Origin of the sequence: Chryseobacterium arthrosphaerae (assembly GCF_001684965.1) — a bacterium.
Lineage (GTDB): Bacteria > Bacteroidota > Bacteroidia > Flavobacteriales > Weeksellaceae > Chryseobacterium > Chryseobacterium arthrosphaerae.
Genome location: NZ_MAYG01000001.1, coordinates 2,715,256 through 2,732,148, shown reverse-complemented (window position 1 = coordinate 2,732,148; position 16,893 = coordinate 2,715,256). Strand labels below are relative to the sequence as shown.

General features: G+C 38.0%; 20 protein-coding genes and 2 tRNA genes. 8 read left to right on the top strand and 14 right to left on the bottom strand.

Annotation, left to right across the window (positions count from 1 at the left end):
- Positions 1–86: 86 nt before the first annotated feature.
- The 8 genes from BBI00_RS12290 to BBI00_RS12255 all read right to left on the bottom strand — a co-directional run bounded on the left by BBI00_RS12290 (position 87) and on the right by BBI00_RS12255 (position 5,451).
- The gene (locus tag BBI00_RS12290) at positions 87–287 is read right to left on the bottom strand and encodes a YqaE/Pmp3 family membrane protein (protein WP_212649396.1); all 201 of its coding nucleotides are present in this window, start codon (positions 285–287) and stop codon (positions 87–89) included.
- A gap of 60 nt (positions 288–347) precedes the next feature.
- Complete coding sequence (locus tag BBI00_RS12285; RefSeq protein WP_065399040.1) at positions 348–1,043, bottom strand: M949_RS01915 family surface polysaccharide biosynthesis protein; 696 nt, start codon at positions 1,041–1,043, stop codon at positions 348–350.
- Positions 1,044–1,063: 20 nt separating this feature from the next.
- Positions 1,064–1,136, bottom strand: a tRNA-Lys gene (locus tag BBI00_RS12280).
- A 4-nt stretch (positions 1,137–1,140) separates the two neighbouring features.
- Positions 1,141–1,215: transfer RNA gene (locus BBI00_RS12275), tRNA-Lys, on the bottom strand.
- Between the two features lie 13 nt (positions 1,216–1,228).
- Complete coding sequence (locus tag BBI00_RS12270) at positions 1,229–2,536, bottom strand: hypothetical protein (RefSeq protein WP_065399039.1); 1,308 nt, start codon at positions 2,534–2,536, stop codon at positions 1,229–1,231.
- A 46-nt stretch (positions 2,537–2,582) separates the two neighbouring features.
- Positions 2,583–2,996, bottom strand: coding sequence for a hypothetical protein (locus BBI00_RS12265; RefSeq protein WP_065399038.1), 414 nt, complete (start codon positions 2,994–2,996; stop codon positions 2,583–2,585).
- Positions 2,997–3,022: 26 nt separating this feature from the next.
- Positions 3,023–3,406, bottom strand: coding sequence for a tetratricopeptide repeat protein (locus BBI00_RS12260; RefSeq protein ID WP_065399037.1), 384 nt, complete (start codon positions 3,404–3,406; stop codon positions 3,023–3,025).
- 26 nt (positions 3,407–3,432) lie between these two features.
- Positions 3,433–5,451, bottom strand: a complete 2,019-nt coding sequence (locus BBI00_RS12255; RefSeq protein WP_065399036.1) for a M3 family metallopeptidase — start codon at positions 5,449–5,451, stop codon at positions 3,433–3,435.
- Positions 5,452–5,664: 213 nt separating this feature from the next.
- Here BBI00_RS12255 and BBI00_RS12245 point away from each other — a divergent pair, with 213 nt between their 5' ends.
- Positions 5,665–6,189 carry an SRPBCC family protein gene (locus BBI00_RS12245; RefSeq protein WP_065399034.1) on the top strand — a complete coding sequence of 175 codons (525 nt, stop codon included), beginning with the start codon at positions 5,665–5,667 and terminating at the stop codon, positions 6,187–6,189.
- A gap of 69 nt (positions 6,190–6,258) precedes the next feature.
- Here the strand turns inward: BBI00_RS12245 and BBI00_RS12240 are convergent, their stop codons facing one another.
- On the bottom strand, positions 6,259–6,705 hold the full coding sequence (locus BBI00_RS12240; RefSeq protein WP_065399033.1) for a DUF805 domain-containing protein: 447 nt from the start codon (positions 6,703–6,705) through the stop codon (positions 6,259–6,261).
- 74 nt (positions 6,706–6,779) lie between these two features.
- Between BBI00_RS12240 and BBI00_RS12235 the strand changes: the two genes are divergently transcribed.
- The 6 genes from BBI00_RS12235 to rimM all read left to right on the top strand — a co-directional run bounded on the left by BBI00_RS12235 (position 6,780) and on the right by rimM (position 10,429).
- Positions 6,780–7,229: a hypothetical protein gene (locus BBI00_RS12235; RefSeq protein ID WP_065399032.1), complete on the top strand. Its 450-nt coding sequence runs from the start codon at positions 6,780–6,782 to the stop codon at positions 7,227–7,229.
- 124 nt (positions 7,230–7,353) lie between these two features.
- Positions 7,354–7,989 (top strand): DoxX family membrane protein, encoded by a 636-nt coding sequence (locus tag BBI00_RS12230; RefSeq protein ID WP_065399031.1) that lies wholly within the window; start codon positions 7,354–7,356, stop codon positions 7,987–7,989.
- Positions 7,990–8,104: 115 nt separating this feature from the next.
- The gene (locus BBI00_RS12225) at positions 8,105–8,614 is read left to right on the top strand and encodes a nitroreductase family protein (RefSeq protein ID WP_065399030.1); all 510 of its coding nucleotides are present in this window, start codon (positions 8,105–8,107) and stop codon (positions 8,612–8,614) included.
- A 1-nt stretch (position 8,615) separates the two neighbouring features.
- Complete coding sequence (locus BBI00_RS12220; RefSeq protein ID WP_065399029.1) at positions 8,616–9,200, top strand: hypothetical protein; 585 nt, start codon at positions 8,616–8,618, stop codon at positions 9,198–9,200.
- Positions 9,201–9,307: 107 nt separating this feature from the next.
- Complete coding sequence (locus tag BBI00_RS12215) at positions 9,308–9,871, top strand: 30S ribosomal protein S16 (protein WP_065399028.1); 564 nt, start codon at positions 9,308–9,310, stop codon at positions 9,869–9,871.
- A 15-nt stretch (positions 9,872–9,886) separates the two neighbouring features.
- The gene (gene rimM / locus BBI00_RS12210; RefSeq protein WP_065399027.1) at positions 9,887–10,429 is read left to right on the top strand and encodes a ribosome maturation factor RimM; all 543 of its coding nucleotides are present in this window, start codon (positions 9,887–9,889) and stop codon (positions 10,427–10,429) included.
- A gap of 63 nt (positions 10,430–10,492) precedes the next feature.
- Here rimM and BBI00_RS12205 read toward each other — a convergent pair whose 3' ends face one another.
- From BBI00_RS12205 to BBI00_RS12185, 5 genes are all read right to left on the bottom strand, one after another.
- On the bottom strand, positions 10,493–12,145 hold the full coding sequence (locus BBI00_RS12205) for a serine hydrolase domain-containing protein (protein ID WP_065399026.1): 1,653 nt from the start codon (positions 12,143–12,145) through the stop codon (positions 10,493–10,495).
- An 89-nt stretch (positions 12,146–12,234) separates the two neighbouring features.
- A complete protein-coding gene (locus tag BBI00_RS12200; RefSeq protein WP_065399025.1) occupies positions 12,235–13,149 on the bottom strand; it encodes a helix-turn-helix domain-containing protein in 915 nt (304 codons plus the stop codon).
- A gap of 88 nt (positions 13,150–13,237) precedes the next feature.
- The gene (locus BBI00_RS12195; protein WP_065399024.1) at positions 13,238–14,077 is read right to left on the bottom strand and encodes an SDR family NAD(P)-dependent oxidoreductase; all 840 of its coding nucleotides are present in this window, start codon (positions 14,075–14,077) and stop codon (positions 13,238–13,240) included.
- 120 nt (positions 14,078–14,197) lie between these two features.
- A complete protein-coding gene (locus tag BBI00_RS12190) occupies positions 14,198–15,004 on the bottom strand; it encodes a helix-turn-helix domain-containing protein (protein ID WP_065399023.1) in 807 nt (268 codons plus the stop codon).
- Positions 15,001–15,930, bottom strand: a complete 930-nt coding sequence (locus BBI00_RS12185; RefSeq protein WP_065399022.1) for a helix-turn-helix domain-containing protein — start codon at positions 15,928–15,930, stop codon at positions 15,001–15,003. Before BBI00_RS12185 ends, BBI00_RS12190 begins: the two co-directional genes overlap by 4 nt.
- Before the next feature lie 254 nt (positions 15,931–16,184).
- On the opposite strand from BBI00_RS12185, the gene BBI00_RS12180 reads away from it, so the two are divergent.
- On the top strand, positions 16,185–16,835 hold the full coding sequence (locus BBI00_RS12180; RefSeq protein ID WP_065399021.1) for an LA_2272 family surface repeat-containing protein: 651 nt from the start codon (positions 16,185–16,187) through the stop codon (positions 16,833–16,835).
- The last annotated feature ends 58 nt before the right edge of the window (positions 16,836–16,893 follow it).

Below are 16,893 nucleotides of genomic sequence, written 5' to 3'. Positions count from 1 at the left end.
CCGAATAAAGCTTGAAAATTTCAGGTTTAAAAACAAAAAATCCTTTACAGAATAAAGGATTTAAAGGTATATAGGTAAAAACAATTTTATTTCTGACTTTCACGCACAGCACGGATCAGATCTTCGTTGCGTTTATTGGCTCTTTCATTATTTAAGGACATGACAGCCCAGATAGCCGCCGGAAGCCAGCCGATCAAAGTGATCTGTAAGAAAAAGCACAGGATACCGGTAAGCACTTTTCCTCTAACGATAAAAGATAGGAAGGGAAGTACAACAGCTAAAAACATGATGTGAATTTTTAAGTTATTATAAAGTCTACTGAATCAAATGTACTGAAAAATAATGAATTAATCCTGAACGTGCTCAGCCCAGAGTTTTTCTGCATACTCCCTGAATACTTTTGGCCCCTGCTGAAAAGCTTTGTCAAAGGTATAAGTTCCGCCTTCAAATACGGGCTTACCCTGATCTTCCATTCCGGACCGTATTTTTGTTTCTCCGCGCATGGCAAACTTTTGTTTTCCTTCGTACATGATGACCTTCAGATCTGAAGGGCTTACGTCACCTTTACAGGCCATTTCATACATCACCCAGACTTCGGCAATACCGTTTTTATCAAGATCTGTTACGCTTAAAGAGTTTTTCTTAAATGCGGCATCAATATCTACCATACAGTCTTTGATAAAGTCATTCACCTTCCATATTTGTTGGTTATTTTCCAGAGAATAACAATGGGCAAAAACTTCAGCATCGCTGCCATCATTTTCGTGGGCAAAGCTTTCATTGATGTAAACACCTGTTTCAGAAGTAATGACCATATACTCTCCTGTTTTATCTTTCCACCGGAATCCATCTTTAAAATCTCCTTTATATTTCAGCCCCTTTGGAACCTGGGAAGAATCAATTCTTGCAGTCACCAGGGAATCTGTTTTTTCTGTCTGATGAGTTTCCGGAACTTTTGCCTCAGCGGTTGAATCTTTCTTTTCGTTTTTACAGTTTAAAAAGAACAGGAAGGGCAGGGTGTAAAGGAAGTAAGTTTTTTTCAAAATAATTTTATTTTCTGTTGGTCTGATAACAGGGCTCGAACCTGTGTCCTCCCGGTCCAAGAGCCGGGTGCTCTGCCACTGAGCTATATCAGAAATCAGGATAGGTGCAGGGCTCGAACCTGCGTCAATCCGGTTAAAGAGCCAGATGTTCTACCACTGAACTAACCTATCCTTTTATTTTCTTATCAGAGTTTTCCTGAAAAATATTTATTTTGTCTTAAAATCTTAGCCAGGAACGGATTGGAGACTGTTACCCCATGTACAAGTTCCGGCGTTGGCCTGTACTGGCTTACTCCGTGAGGGCGAGGGGCGATCCAGCCTGATTTTTCAGGATCAACACCTGCCTCTTTACAGGCATTTACGATCATTTCTTTGTTGCAGAAAGCCTTTTCCTGAAAGACTTCCCATGGCAAAGGTACAATATTCCAGACTTCTGTGTTGGGATCAATCTTTCCTCCGGTTGATAAATGCCATGCAATGACATCTGCTGCCATCAGCCGCATTACTTTTCCGAAGCATACCTCATCAAGAATAAATTCCATTCCCAGGGCATAGATCAGATTCATCCAGTTATCTCTGGCTTTGTTCCAGGCGCCGGCTGTATTGTTCCATGTTGTGGAATCGTTGCCTTTCTTTACTGCCATCGTTTTCCGGTAAATGTCATTGTCATTCCAGAGCACTTCCAGGAAGGCTGAAACTTCTTCAAGAATAAGGGTCCATTTGCCTAATAGTTTTCCTTTCTGTTCATCGGTCAGATGCTGTAACACTTCTTTGTCCGAATAGCTGTAGGAAATTGCTGACCAGTTTGTAGTATCAGGACTTTGCTTACACCTGTTGAACAGCATTTCACAAATTTCATCGAAGGGCCTGTCCTGGCTTTGGTTGGTAAATACACTCCTGAGATTACTGCGGGCATTGAAGTACGCAATGAAACAGGCTGCATTCAGATCTCTGCTGAACTCTTCAAAACCGATCGTATGGGTAAGCCCGTGTTTGGCAATTTTATGAAGCTCAAGCTTTTTTGATTCATGAATGAACTTTTGAAGTCTTATTTCGATCCGTTTCAAAAGCCTCCATTTTTTGTTGTAACTCCTTTTGGAAATATCCAGCCCGGCCAGTTTTCTCAGATCTTTATTCAGACGGTCGCTTCTGAAATCATTTTGCCCGACATCCTTGTGAATGAGGGGAGAAACTTCATTCAGAAATGTTTCAATGCCATCTGCCGTATGGTAAGAACTTTCTTTTTCGCTGATCCTGAAGATTTCAATGGCTTTTTTGATCTGCTTTTCTGCACCCACTGCTTTTCCAAATGTTTCAAGCATTGAGGTATATCCGTAGACACTGTTCTTCAGGGAACGGTTGGCAGCTTTACTCAACGTTGCCAGTTCATGAATAGCTAACTGACCTTTCATCAACTCCACAATCATTTCTGCGACGTCTTCGGGACGGCGGCGTTGATCCAGGGTTTGATAAAGTTGTTCAATCGTTGTCATGGTCTGCTATTTTGAAAATTACAGGTAATTTTTTCAGCTTTGCTCTTTAAATCAGTTCTTCTATTGTTTTATCCGTTTCCATCAGCTCTCCCTGAGGAATCTGATGATTAAGATAGGTAAAAAGTAAATTGGTTACCCATTTATTTTCGATACCGTGAATATAATAAGAACTGATCAGTCCGAAATCATCGGAAATATAAGCCGGCAAGTCTGATGATCCTGTAGATCTGAATATAGATACAAAAATCTCTTTTCGGATATCACTGATCTTGTCTTCAGTTTCTTCATCCGTTACTTTATCTTCAACTGCCTGGTAGGCCTCCATCCATACATCTGAAAATGTGGAAGAATCCCTGTTGTCTAATATTTTACCGATTGTTTCTGTATCGATATTGTCAAGAGCAGCTTTTAATGACTCATTAAAAGCTGCTGCCAGTTTATATATGTTTTCTGTTATCATTTAAAAAAGATATTCTCCGAAATTTCTTAACGGGATTGCGGTTCAAAATGCGCTTTAAAGGTAAGAGGGTTCTCCACTTTATCTTCCACTTCTTCAAGATACTCTAAATATTCCGACTGATGCTTCTCCATATAAATCATAACAATAGCCAGGTTTACAAAAAGATTTTTATCTTCTGAGCCCAGTTTCAGTGCCGTTTTTAAATATTCCAGCGCTTTCTCATTTTCTCCCATATCAGAATAAATAGCGCCGATATTGATGAGTGCAGAGGTATTCTCAGGCTCAATAAGTAAAATTTCATCCAATTCTTTAATCAGAAGATCATTTAAAGTATCCCAGTGGTCTTCATTCTGCCACCTTTTAGCCTGAAGCTTTTTAACGTTTTCAAGTCTTTGCGATATGCTGTTCATTGGTTTGAAGTATATCTGAATGTATTTTATCCAAAAGCTCTTTTCAACAAACTCTCCACTTTAGGCTCGCTTCCTCTGAAGTTTTTATAGAGTTCCATAGGATCTTTGGTTCCTCCCGAAGAAAGCAGTACTTTATATTTTGCCGCAATTTCAGGATTGAAGATTCCGTTTTCTTTAAAGTACTGGAAGGCATCGGCATCCAATACTTCCGCCCATTTGTAAGAATAATATCCTGCAGAATAACCTCCCTGGAAAATATGAGAGAAACTGGGGCTCATTGCTGTTTCCGGATTGGTAGGATAAAGTGCAGTAGCTTTGGTATATTTATCCTCGAAGTCTTTCACACTTTCGTGCTCCAGTTCTCCAGCTTTTGTGTGGTAATTCATATCCAGAAGCCCGAAACCTAACTGTCTTAGAGTCTGGTAGCCTTCCATAAAGTTTTTAGACTGCTCGATCTTTTCTATTTTTTCGTCAGGAAGAACTTCTCCCGTTTTATAATGCTTCGCAAAAGTCTTTAAGAACTCAGGCTCATAGCAGAAGTTTTCAAGGAACTGAGACGGAAGCTCCACAAAATCCCATTTTACAGAAGTTCCGGAAAGAGTAGGATACTGAGTGTCAGCCAACATTCCGTGAAGAGCATGCCCGAATTCATGGAATAAGGTCGTTACTTCCTGGAAGGTCAGCAGGCTAGGCGTATCTTTTGTCGGTTTACTGAAGTTGCAGACAATAGAAATATGCGGACGTGAATTTTCACCGTTCTTTTTGTACTGATTTTTATAGCTGGTCATCCATGCTCCGGCTCTTTTCCCTTTTCTCGGAAAATAGTCAACATACAGCAGTGCCTTATAAGTGCCGTTCTCTTTTACCTCATAAACTTTTACCTCTTCGTGGTATTTCGGAATATCATTCCTTTCTTCAAAAGTCAATCCGAAAAGCTTTCCGGCCAGTCCGAAAACGGCATCCTGAACCTGGTTCAGTGGGAAATAAGGTTTCAGTTCTTCATCATTCAGGTCAAATTTTTGCTTACGGAGCTTTTCAGCATAGAAGGCATGGTCATAGCTCTGCATATCTTCAATACCGTCGGCCTTTGCCAGGGATTTTAATTCTTCAATTTCTTTATCAGCATAAGGTTTTGCTTTGGTTAAAAGCTCGTTCAGGAAATCGAAAACCTTTACCGGAGATTTGGCCATTCTTTCTTCAAGAACAAAATCTGCATAATCTTTATATCCTAAAAGAACTGCTTTTTGTTGTTTTAAATTCAGAAGCTCCTTGATCATATTCTGGTTGTCATATTCTCCGCCGTCAAAAGATTTTTTACCGTTAGCCAGTGCAAGTTCCTTTCTCAGTTCACGGTTTTCAGCATAAGTCATGAACGGGATATAGCTTGGATATTGTAAGGTGACAACCCAGCCGTCAAGATTTCTTTCTTTGGCTTCCTCGGCATATTGCTCAATAATGGCTTCAGGAATTCCTGCAAGGTCTTCTTTATTGGTGATATGCTTAAAATAAGCATTCGTAGAGGCCAGTACATTCTGTCCGAACTGTAACGATTTTAAAGAAAGATCCATGCTGATGTTCTTTAATTTCTCCTTATCTTCTTCATTGAGTAAAGCACCGCTTCTTACAAAACCTTTATACGTTTCATTCAAAAGCATTTCCTGCTCTTCATTGAGGTTGTATTTTTCCTTTTCATCATATACTTTTTTGATTTTACTGAAAAGGGCTTCGTTTTGCGAGATCTTTGAAGAATATTCTGTCAGGATCGGGGAAACTTCCTGTGCGATCTGCTGGATCTCATCACTGGTCTCTGCAGAATTCAGATTGAAGAATATATTGGATACGATGTCCAGCTGTTCTCCGGAATAAGCCAGAGCCTCAATCACGTTTTCAAAAGTGGGCGCTTCAGGATTATTGACAATGGCATCAATTTCTGCTTCCGATTGTTGGATCAATTCCTTAAAAGCTGGAAGATAATCTTCATTTTTGATAGTATCGAATGGTGCTGAATGGTATGGTGTATTGAATTTCTCTGTTAAAATATTCATTTTTCAATTTTTATATAAGGTAAATTTAATGATTCATCGGGAATCAGAACTGAAATGCTCAAAAATAATGCCCGAATATCAGGGTATGACAAAAATACCTTATCTTTATATAATCTTGTCATATGGAAAGTGGGAGTGATGCAGGAATATTTAATTTTGAAAACAGATATCGATATATTGATCATTTTAAATACAACCTTAAATCAATAGACTATGAAAACACTCTTAAAAATCATTGGTGCCATCATTCTGCTGGTGGTAATATATGCCGTAATTGCCATGCTGGCTTTCAGTAAAGATTACCACTATGAAAAATCCATCGTCATCAATGCTCCGAAAGAGAAAGTATGGCAGCACGTAGGCTCTTTAAAGGCATACAATACCTGGGATCCTTTTTCTAAAGAAATAAAAAACTTTTCCGTCATTTATTCCGGGGAAGGCGATAAGATAGGAGATTCTTACCACTGGAAAGGTGATGACAGTGAAGGTGAACAGTCCATTACTGAGATCGTTCCGAATGAAAAAATGGGGACTCAGCTTCATTTCATTAAACCATTTGAAGGAATGGCTAAATGTAATTTTATACTGACACCCGAAGGAAGCGGAACCAAAGTAACCTGGATGATTGATAACGAACTGACCACCATGATGAAAGTGATGAAGCCTATGATGAACAGTAATATGGATAAAATGTTCGGCCAGGGATTGAATGATCTCAAGAAAATTGCAGAGAAATAAAAAGTATTTCCTGAACTTATTATATAACAAAAGACTGCTTTGAAAGCAGTCTTTTTTATGGGAAACAGGTTACCTTCTTTTATTACAGCTGCAGTGCTGATGCCCGCAATGTCTGCAGTGATCGCTGTGCAGCATAGTACTCATTAATGCATTCTGAAACTGATCTGTAGTGGTGTTGAAGGTATCATTACCTTCACCTTTCGGATTGGGACCATATTTATTGACTCCGTAATCACTGTCGCCAAATACCATAAAGAAAAAATAACCCGGAATAAACTGATACAATCCGCTGTTGCCTCTGTCATGGCATCTTCTTGCGCCTTTCACTAAAATAAAAATAATAAAAGGGATTATAAAAAGCCCTACGATTCCTTTTCCGTCTTCTGACAGTTCGTAATGCTTTTCAATCAACGTTAAAGGATATACGAATACGTAAAAGATAATAAGGGAAACCACATACTGCCCTCTGGTGATTCTTCCTTTGAAGGAAAACTGATTTAAAATTCTATGGATCATTAGTTTTTTTATGAAGTGACGAAAATATAAATTATTATTCTAAAAATATTATCTTTATATAAAGAATCGATTGTATGGAGAAGATTGTATTTGAAAAAAGTGATATCAGGGATTTTGTAAAAAACACCATTGCAGAGAAAATTGAGAAACTTAAAAATTTTATCGAATTTACTCTGGAAGCCAGCCGTGACATCAAAAAAACTCCGAAGTATGACAGCATGAGGGAAGAGATGCAGGAAGAGATCTATCAGATGCAGCGCCAGCTCGGTGCATTGAATGATCTGAGACGGAATATGGCAAAAGTCCTCAATACTGCTACAGAAAGAGTACAGCTGGGATCACTGGTGATTACCAATAAAGCCCGTTTTTATATTTCAGTTTCATTAGGTGAGTTCTTTTTTGAAGGCGACCGTTTCTATGCCATTTCCCCTGAAAGTCCTATGGCCAGAAAAATGATGGGAATGAAATCCGGAGATGAATTTACCCTGAATAAGATTCACCAGAAAATTGTGGAGGTGCTGTAAAGAAAAACGGATTTCGTGTATTGATGGAAGAAGAAAATCAGGTCAGCTGACCTGATACTATAAAGTTTAGCCTGTAACGATTAACCTATGGTGAGCAACTAATCCCATAAACCTTCACCAATACATGAAATTTGAAAAATTAAGAACAGGCAGGCTCAACCAATGGATAATAATTCATCTCCGTTATCTGGTGGGATTTGCATTTTTTCCGTCAGGGCTGGTAAAGCTCATGGGAAACAGATTCACAATACTCTCAACAGACGATCCGATCGGCTATTTCTTTGAAGCCCTGTACCAGTCCGGATTCTACTGGAATTTTCTGGGACTGGCACAGATCTCTGCAGGAATTTTACTGATGACACAACGTTACGCCACCCTGGGGGCATTGATGTTTTTAACGATATTAACCAATATCTGGATCATTACGATCAGCCTTTCCTTCAAAGGAACCTGGATCATAACCTCTTTAATGATGGTTGCTGTCCTTATATTATTGATCTGGGACAAACATAAACTGCTTCCGGTTTTCAATTATAATAAAGCAAGTATGGTAAAGGAATATCCTGATCCGGAACCTGTCTGGATCATTGCCGGAATGATATATGCTGTAAGTTGTATCGTTTTGTATATGCTTGATCCTGTCAAAGGAAACATCTATGAAAAATGGTTGAGTATCATATTGGGGGTAGGTATTGTGCTGACTTTTGTTTTCAGTAATTATAAAGCTTATAAAAATAGAAAACCGGTACTGAATACTTAATCAGGTTGCAGAGCTTTCCGGCAAAAACCAGGTGCTGTTTTTACCATGAAACTTTTTGAAAACTTCAATGATTTTAAATGGAACAGATTGAATTCCATATTGTAAATTTGCAGCTATGAATAAAGCAGAAGTTTTAAAAGAAATCATAGAGCAGAGAAGAAGTATTTTTCCGAAAGATTATACAGATACAGAAATAGCTCAGGAGGTCATTGATGAAATTTTACATTCAGCAACACTGGCCCCGAATCATAAAAGAACAAAACCCTGGCGTTTCAGGATCTTCAAAGGGGAAGAAAAAGCAAAACTGGCTTCAGAAATGCAGGCCATCTATAAAGCAACCCAGCCTGAACAGCTTTTCCTGGAGAAAAAGTACAATGATATTGGCTTTAAAATCAACAAAGCAGATGTTGTGGTATCCATTGTAGTCAATTTCAGCGGAATGGTTCCTGAATGGGAAGAAATTGCGGCTGTCTCCATGGCCGTTCAGAATATGTACCTTACCTGTACAGCCAATAATGTAGGGTGCTACTGGAGTTCGCCTAAAATTGTAGACCATCTGAAGGATTCACTGACGATTGAAGAAAACCAGAAGTGTCTGGGACTTTTTTATATGGGAATGGTGTAATATGAACAACATATACAGAAATTATAATGAAGAAGATTTGCAGGTTGCTTATCTTTATATGATTGATCATACAGGCAAAATCAATGATGAAATGCGTGAAGCGATCAATCAGAAATTTAATTATAATGAATTTGTAAAGAAAGCCGAGCATAGGAAAGTTTTAATTAAAGAAAAAGGCAGGATTTCGTTTGAAGTTCACAATAGGGTAAATAAGGGAGAGAATATAAACCTTATTCTTGAAAATATTTCTTCAGAAATCATGGAAAGTGGTGAGTTGAAGATTTTTATTCTTGAAAAATATGAACAGTTTTCAAAAATAAAAGAGAATAATACAATAGATAAAAAAACAATTTATAAAAGCATTTTAGGTGCCATAATAGCTTCTGTTACCGGACTTCTTTTTCTAAAAGCTATTATCCAAATTACCGGCCGGTTTTCATTCTTTTTGCTGATGCCGGTCTATATTATAAACTATTTTGTTATTTATGGAATAACAGGAAAAACAAGGGATAATCTTATTGTGTTTCTGGCTGTTTTTATTTCTGTAGTTATCTCAACGCTTCTACCATTTATCTTGCTTACTTAAAAAAATAAGAAAATATATTGATTTCAAAACATCTAATTGAAAAATTTATTTTATCTTTGCACTCTTAAATATTTAACTGGGACGAGTTCCCGTAAAATTCAAACATTATGTCAGTAAAAATCAGATTACAAAGACACGGTAAAAAAGGAAAGCCTTTTTTCCACATCGTGGTTGCAGATTCTAGAGCTAGAAGAGATGGTAGATTCATCGAAAAACTAGGAACTTACAACCCAATTACTAACCCGGCAACTATCGAATTGAACGTTGATTCTGCTGTACAGTGGTTAAACAACGGTGCTCAGCCTACTGATACTGCTAGAGCTATCCTTTCTTACAAAGGTGCCCTTTACAAAAAACACTTACAAGGTGGTGTAGCTAAAGGTGCTTTTGACGAAGCTGAAGCTGAGAAGAGATTCAACGCTTGGGTAGAGGCTAAAGAGTCTAAAGTACAAGGTAAAGTAGATGGTTTAGCTACTGCTAAAGCTGATGCTAAGAAAGCTGCTTTAGAAGCTGAAGTAAAAGTAAACGAAGCTAGAATCGCTGCTGCTGCACAAGCTGAAGCTGATGCTAAAGCTGCTGAAGAAGCTGCAAATGCACCTGCTGAGGAAGTTGCTGAAGCTACAGAAGGAGAAGCTCCTGCTGCTGAAACTGAAGAAAACACTGAAGCTTAAGAACAAACCCCTGTTATGCGTAAAGAAGATTGCTATTTTTTAGGGAAAATCACACGCAGACACGGACTTGCGGGTAACGTGATCCTTAAACTGGATACCGACCAACCCGAGCTTTACAATAAATTGGAATCAATATTCGTTGAAATCAACGGATTATTGGTTCCATTTTTTATTGAAAAATCATCATGGAGCAAATTAGATGCTCTGAACCTTGCCTTCAAAAATTCTTCTGAGGCTATGGTAGACCAGACTTTAGGTAAAAGTGTTTACCTTCCGTTGGCCTCTCTTCCAAAACTTACAGGCAAACAATTCTATTACCACGAAATCATCGGATTTGAGATTTTTGACCAGGATGGTAACAACTGTGGAGTAATCAGATCTGTAAACGATCAGACGGCACAGGTATATTTCATTACCAATCTGGATGGAAAAGAAGTGGTGATTCCTATGATCAAAGACTGGATTCTTGACGTTGACAGAGAAGAAAGAACGATCAAAATGGAACTTCCTGAAGGACTTATTGATGTTTTTCTGGTTCCATCCAAAAAAGACGAATAGTTTTGCAACAAGCAATAAGCTATTCTTTCTCACTTTTCTACATTACTATTACTTTATTACCGATTACTCATTACCCATTTTCAAAGCGGGTAAGAGATATTCCTGTACAATTTTGTCTGCCTGTGAATGGGCATAAGGCTGATTGTATGCCGTTGCGGTAATCACTATGACAACAGGGATTTCTGTAAATACAATGATTTTGTTTCCTCCATTTCCGCTGCACTGGTAAGCCTCAAAATTTCTATTCCCGGCCTTATACACTTTTCTCCAGAATAAATAACCATAACCTTCAAAGTCCTTATGATCAGCAAAATAATTGGTAAAAGATTTCTTGATCCAGACTTTATCCAATATAGTTTTCCCATTCCAGACCCCGTTATTTTTATAAAGCTGTCCGAATCTGGCAAAATCCAAAACTTTCATCCTTAATCCTCCTGCCAGTGAAGGCTTTTTCTGAGGAGTCAGCTGCCATTGATAATCTGTAATACCAAGAGGCTGAAATAATTTCCGATCAGCATAACTTTTCAGACCGCCGGGAACCGCTTTGTCCAGAATATCACCGCTTACCACAACTCCTGCGGTGAAATAGCTCCAAGTTTCCCCCATAGCATTTTCTGTCATGGGCAGATCCAGGGTAAACTTCACCCAGTTATCTGTAGGGTACATATTTTCTTCATTTCCCGGAGATTCATAATTGTCGTCATTTCCATCAAACCCGGAACTCATGGTCAATAAACTTTTGATGGTGACATTTCCTTTCTTAGAGGAATAATTTTTAAATGCTTTCAGATCATAAAACTCTCTCAGGCTCTGCTCTTCACTTTTTAAGAAGCCTTCCTGTATTGCAATACCTGTTAAAGCTGAAGAAAAAGACTTTCCTACAGACCGTGTATCCTGTAAAGAATCTCTTCCGGAGCCATTGAAATATTCTTCCAGAAGCAGCTTTCCGTTTTTGATAACAGCAATACCGGTAATATTTCTGAATCTGTTTTCAGCAATCTTTTTATTTAAATTTCTGATTGTTCCGGTATCAAAATTATCGGTGGAGCTTATCCATCCACTGTTGGGTTGAACAGGCTGAATGGCAATCTGCTGCTCAGAAATATTCTTTTGGGGAATGGTAAGAGTGATTTCTCCTTCTGCCATTACGGGGCCGGTCTTTACATCCGGTGTTTTCAGGTAAGGCCGGATTTCTATTGTCAGCATATGCTTTCCGTTAGACAGGGCATCAATTCCGTCATGTCCCAGATAAAAACGCTTCCACAGATATCTTCCCCAGGAATCTTCATTACTGCTGCTGATAAGAGGAATTCTAAGCGTAGTTTTGAATTTTTTATTTTCCGGAGTACCGGCTCCCGGATGTATATTTTCCTGATAGATCAGTTTTTTATCAACGTAAAATGAAAATTGATAATTCCCGTTTTTAAGCAATTCATCTGCATTTATAACCGGATCAATCTGGTGAAGGTAATTGACCAGAGAATTGTCAAAAAAAGCATGGATGTCCAGATCCTGATCCTCCTGCAACAGCGTTGAAGTAAGAATATCTGATTCCTTTATGTTTTCAGGAGAAAGCTTTTTGCTGAGAAAAATTATTTTTCCCGGATGTTTTTTCCGGATCTGGTATTCGTTTTTTTCCGGTGTCAGTATATTATGATCCTGCCCGGGACAGAGATAAAAGGTCAAAATAAAGATCGATAATAGAACGGGTTTCATGACAAGAAGTATCTAAACAAAAATAATAAACTTCTTTGCAGAAAAATAGAATGAGATTAACATTACTGTTTGAAAATCACTGGGGTATCCTAATTGAACCGTTTTCTAAATTCTCCCGGAGACTGACTTGTTTTTTGTTTAAACAGCTTACTGAAAGACTGCGGATGTTCAAAACCGAGTTCATAGGCAATTTCGCTCACGGATAAACTTGTAGTGCTCAGACGTTCTTTTGCAGAATCAATTAATTTATTCTGAATATGCTGCTGTGTATTTTGCCGGGTATGGAGACGAAGCAGGGTCCCCAGGTAATTGGGGGAAATATTCATCTGTTCGGCTATACATTTTACAGTGGGAATGCCATTTTCCATAAGGCTTCCGTTTTCAAAATATCCGGTAAGGATCTCTTCAAATTTATGAAGCAGTTCATGACTTGATTTTTTCCGGGTAAAAAACTGGCGCTCATAAAAGCGGTCAGAATAAATCAGCAATAATTCGATCTGTGCAATAATCAGTTCCTGTGTGAATTTATCAATGTTTGACAGATATTCCCGTTCAATATTTTTCAGAATTTCAACAATGATTTTCTCTTCTTTATCTGAGAGGAAAAGAGCTTCTTTTACCTGGTAGCTGAAGAAGTCGTAAGATTTTATTTTTTTGGTTAATGATGTGTTCCAAAGAAAGTCAGGGTGAATCAATAACAAAAATCCTGTGGGCTGTACCTGGATCCCCTGTTTTATTTCCAGACTTAAAAACTGCTGCGGCGACACAAAGCACAATACTCCTGAATCAAAATCATATTGCTGCTGCCCATAGTTGAATTTGGGATAGACGTTTTTCTTCAACCCGATCGAATAAAAATTCTGGATCCATTTCAATTCTTCATCCTCCACAATATAATTTACTTTGCTGTAATCTATAAGACTGATCAGGGGATGATCAGGATGGGAAAGACCACAGAAAGCATGAAAATCGGCAATAGAATTAAAACGCACTGGCTGTTTCATAATCGCTAAGTTAATTGTTTTTGTATTATATAGTATAAGAAATCCCTCGGCTTCATTTTGAATAAAGCTGAGGGATATTATGATATCATCAGATCGCTGTTGAAACGGTGAGGCTTTCCCATTTTTCAGCATCTTTCTTTAAAATATCAATTTTATTGTTGAGAAATTCGATCGTTCCTACCCCCAATAATAAATGAACAGGAGGATTTTTCTCTTTGCTGATCTGGATCAGGACATCAGCAGCTTTCACCGGATCATTAGGCTGATTCCCATTGATTTCATTAAGGTGAGCCTGCTCAGAATTCCTTGCGGCTTCATAGGCCTGAATAGGATTTGAAGGCGTTTTCACAGAATCTTTTTGTAAGAAATCTGTACGGAAATATCCAGGATAAACAACTGTGGCATGAATTCCGAAATCCTTTACTTCTTCGGCCAATGCTTCCGTAAATCCGGCAACGGCAAATTTTGTTGAGCAGTAAATTCCCCAACCCGGAAAATTAGCAGAATATCCACCGACAGAAGAGATATTGAAGATGTTTCCTGATCTTTGCTCACGCAGATAAGGCATGGCATTTCTGATCACATTTAAGGTTCCGAAAACATTCACCGCATAATTTTCCCTTGCTTCTTCATCGGTAAGTTCCTCCAGTGTTCCGATCTGTCCATAACCGGCATTGTTGACAACCACATCAATTTTTCCAAAATGTTCCACGGTTTTGTCAATCGCAGATTTGATATCATTGTTATCTGTAATGTTGGCACCAAGCGGAAGGAAATTTTCTGAAGTTTCTCCAATAGAAGAAATGAGGGACTCAACGGTACGGCTGGTGGCAGCCACCTGAAATCCTTCGGATAATAATTTTTTCACCAATTCGAATCCTAAGCCTTTTGAAGCTCCTGTCACGAACCATACTTTTTTTGTTTCCATTTTTAAATATTTTTTTGTTTAAATGATGGTACAAAGATGAAAACTTACAGCAGGGAAAATGTAGCCGAATCGGGGAATGATGTATCCAAATCGTGAATGATGACTGTATTCGGAAATATTTCAGCGGTTTTTCAGGAGATTCCTGTATTTCAATGGGGTAATTCCGATATTTTCTTTGAAGCACCGGATAAAATGACTTTGATCTGCAAAACCACATTCCAGCGCAATATCCGTTAATGAAGAAGACGAATGGAGAAGTTCCATTGATTGGGTAACCTTTAATTTCCGGAAATATTCTCCCAAATTGCAATGGAAATATTTATGGAAATCCCTGCTCAGGTGAACAGGATGAATATTCAGTATTTTGGAAAGTTCTGTCAGGTTCAGGGTTTCAGCAATGTTTTCATATAAGATCTCATGAATCTGGTTTACCCACAGAGGTTTTTTATCTTTGATTTCCCTTTCACGGGTTAATTGACTGAAAAGATGTAATAATAACTGATTGACAGCCATTTCGAAAGAACTGTCATTGGTTTTCGTTTCCTTAAAAATCTGATGTACCAGTAATTTGAAGGCCGGATTTTTTATATTGAAACTTCCTTCAACTTTGTTTTTCTGAATATCAAACCGTTCAAACCAATTTTGAGTGATTTCTATATGGAAGCCTCTGGTAAAAACATCCGGTTTAATATTATAGTGCGGATCTTCCCAATGATGATACAATAATGTTCCTGCTGAGCATCCGTATGTTTCCCTTTTGTTTCCTTCTGTCATATTACCCTGAAGAAGAAATGTAAAATAAGCATTTTCGTGATAGTGCCAGTCCACATAAGGGTGGGTGTATTCAGTATCTGTGATGGTCAATCCTTCAAAATTGATTATTTGATTGGTTTCACCAAAATATTCGCCGTTACGGAGACTGTTCATGATAAATGCTGTTTTAAACGTTCAATCTGTTCATACATTTTATTAAAAAACACTTTCCTTTCCCTGTTTCCGGATTCGTTCAGCGATCTTGAGTTTTTGATCTGATGTTCAAAATAGCTCAGGGAATCTTCACACGTCAGTTTATCATTGGTCATCATATACCCGAACATGCTGAAAGGAACAAAAAAGGAGCACTGCTGATCATTTTTAAATAAAATACTATTGTTTAAAATGACCAGATCATTCACATAGATCTGAAAATTAGTTTTTTCCAGGGTTTTGCTTTCCAGCCCTTCCAGTAATTTTCTCAGGTCATCAAGGATCAGATCTGTATCATTTTTCCTGACCAGTCCCATTTCATAATAAAAAGAAATCTGTCTCAGAGCGCTCATGATGGTGGTGTCATTCCATATTTCCGTTACATTCTGCTTGTCGTACAGGTCTTTCAGCATTTCATTTTTTACAGAATGATATTCCATTTTAAAATCATGGAACGGGCTCAGAAACTTATCCTGATTCAGTAAATTCATCCAGACGTAAAATTTAAAACGGGAGAGGATTGAATCTGAAATGGTATAGAAAAAAGGAATGTCTTTCGCAGAATAAAATACTTTAGAATGCGTAATGTCCTGGAAAACATTTAAAATCTTTAATGAGTTTTCAAAATAATTTAAAAGATCTTCAGTGGTTTTTACAGGCTGCGTTCTTTTCACAACCAGCTGATTTTCTGTTCCGAGAAACTGATCCAGCGAAATCTGATAATATTTTGCCAGTTCCAGAGCTTCTTCAAAGCTGAATCTGGCTTTCAGGGAAGTTCTTCTGTGGGCTGCATCATAACTGATATTAAGGATGTTGGCGATCTCATCATTTAAGGACCTTTCACCGATTTTTCTCCGGATTTCCTTCAGTAAAGTTTCCTGGTGCATAGTTTTGTGATTTTCACAAATGTAGTGTTTTTTGAGAAGGAGTTTTACAAGGAATGATTAAAAAGATGGAAGATGGAAGCTGGAAGAAGAGGAGTAATGAAGGTTGTGAAGAGTAGACTTTAGCCCCTTTCTTCAACTTCCCCGTTCTGGCTTTTGCGATTTTCACAAACGGAATATTTTTTTTAATTTTTTTTCACATTCGGAACTGCGGTTTCTGCTGATAATTTTGAAATATAATTTTAAAATAATGAGTTATGAAAGCACGAATCTTATTAATAGCAGTTCTTCTATCCGGTAGCCTGGTGTATGCATCAGACACATTAAGAGTTGATTCTTTAAAGCCTGGGTTTATTGCCGTTTCTCCTTCAAAGAATGTCAGAAATATCAACGGAGTTCTTTTTAAGTATTATGATGAAGAAGACCATTTTAAGCCTAAAAAAGTAAACGGGATAGGAATGGGGTTCAGTTTTCTGGGCATTTTTCTTCCGCCGTTGCTGTTTTTCGGATTACCATCTATTGGTGACTGGAGTCTTGATGATGATTACATTATTATTCCCAGAGAAAAAATGAATAAGATCAACGGATTGCAGTTGTCACTGATCAATATGGAGCCTACAGTAACGAATGGCCTGGAGGTCAATGTCTCCAGTAATATCAGCACGTATGCCGTAATCAACGGAGTTTCTGTTTCCCCCTTCTTTAATCTGCATCACGAGATGAAAGGCGTTTCTGTAGCGCCATTGGCCAATGTAGGTATGAAATGCCGGGGAATTCAGATCGGCTTGTACAACAGGTGCAATGATTTCAGAGGAATACAGATCGGAATGTGGAATGAGAACGGGAAAAGAAAATTACCGCTGATCAACTGGAACTTTAAAAGACAGATGCATAAAAAAGCATTATGAAAAATCCTTTTACAATCATCTGTGGTTTGGAATGAATACCGTTTTTAAAATTTAAAAA

Bases quoted from the DNA above. Each gene is read 5' to 3' on its own strand.
- BBI00_RS12290 (WP_212649396.1), bottom strand. From the start codon at position 287: ATGTTTTTAGCTGTTGTACTTCCCTTCCTATCTTTTATCGTTAGAGGA.
- BBI00_RS12270 (WP_065399039.1), bottom strand. From the start codon at position 2,536: ATGACAACGATTGAACAACTTTATCAAACCCTGGATCAACGCCGCCGT.
- BBI00_RS12265 (WP_065399038.1), bottom strand. From the start codon at position 2,996: ATGATAACAGAAAACATATATAAACTGGCAGCAGCTTTTAATGAGTCA.
- BBI00_RS12260 (WP_065399037.1), bottom strand. From the start codon at position 3,406: ATGAACAGCATATCGCAAAGACTTGAAAACGTTAAAAAGCTTCAGGCT.
- BBI00_RS12255 (WP_065399036.1), bottom strand. From the start codon at position 5,451: ATGAATATTTTAACAGAGAAATTCAATACACCATACCATTCAGCACCA.
- BBI00_RS12245 (WP_065399034.1), top strand. From the start codon at position 5,665: ATGAAAACACTCTTAAAAATCATTGGTGCCATCATTCTGCTGGTGGTA.
- BBI00_RS12240 (WP_065399033.1), bottom strand. From the start codon at position 6,705: ATGATCCATAGAATTTTAAATCAGTTTTCCTTCAAAGGAAGAATCACC.
- BBI00_RS12235 (WP_065399032.1), top strand. From the start codon at position 6,780: ATGGAGAAGATTGTATTTGAAAAAAGTGATATCAGGGATTTTGTAAAA.
- BBI00_RS12230 (WP_065399031.1), top strand. From the start codon at position 7,354: ATGAAATTTGAAAAATTAAGAACAGGCAGGCTCAACCAATGGATAATA.
- BBI00_RS12225 (WP_065399030.1), top strand. From the start codon at position 8,105: ATGAATAAAGCAGAAGTTTTAAAAGAAATCATAGAGCAGAGAAGAAGT.
- BBI00_RS12220 (WP_065399029.1), top strand. From the start codon at position 8,616: ATGAACAACATATACAGAAATTATAATGAAGAAGATTTGCAGGTTGCT.
- BBI00_RS12215 (WP_065399028.1), top strand. From the start codon at position 9,308: ATGTCAGTAAAAATCAGATTACAAAGACACGGTAAAAAAGGAAAGCCT.
- rimM (WP_065399027.1), top strand. From the start codon at position 9,887: ATGCGTAAAGAAGATTGCTATTTTTTAGGGAAAATCACACGCAGACAC.
- BBI00_RS12205 (WP_065399026.1), bottom strand. From the start codon at position 12,145: ATGAAACCCGTTCTATTATCGATCTTTATTTTGACCTTTTATCTCTGT.
- BBI00_RS12200 (WP_065399025.1), bottom strand. From the start codon at position 13,149: ATGAAACAGCCAGTGCGTTTTAATTCTATTGCCGATTTTCATGCTTTC.
- BBI00_RS12195 (WP_065399024.1), bottom strand. From the start codon at position 14,077: ATGGAAACAAAAAAAGTATGGTTCGTGACAGGAGCTTCAAAAGGCTTA.
- BBI00_RS12190 (WP_065399023.1), bottom strand. From the start codon at position 15,004: ATGAACAGTCTCCGTAACGGCGAATATTTTGGTGAAACCAATCAAATA.
- BBI00_RS12185 (WP_065399022.1), bottom strand. From the start codon at position 15,930: ATGCACCAGGAAACTTTACTGAAGGAAATCCGGAGAAAAATCGGTGAA.
- BBI00_RS12180 (WP_065399021.1), top strand. From the start codon at position 16,185: ATGAAAGCACGAATCTTATTAATAGCAGTTCTTCTATCCGGTAGCCTG.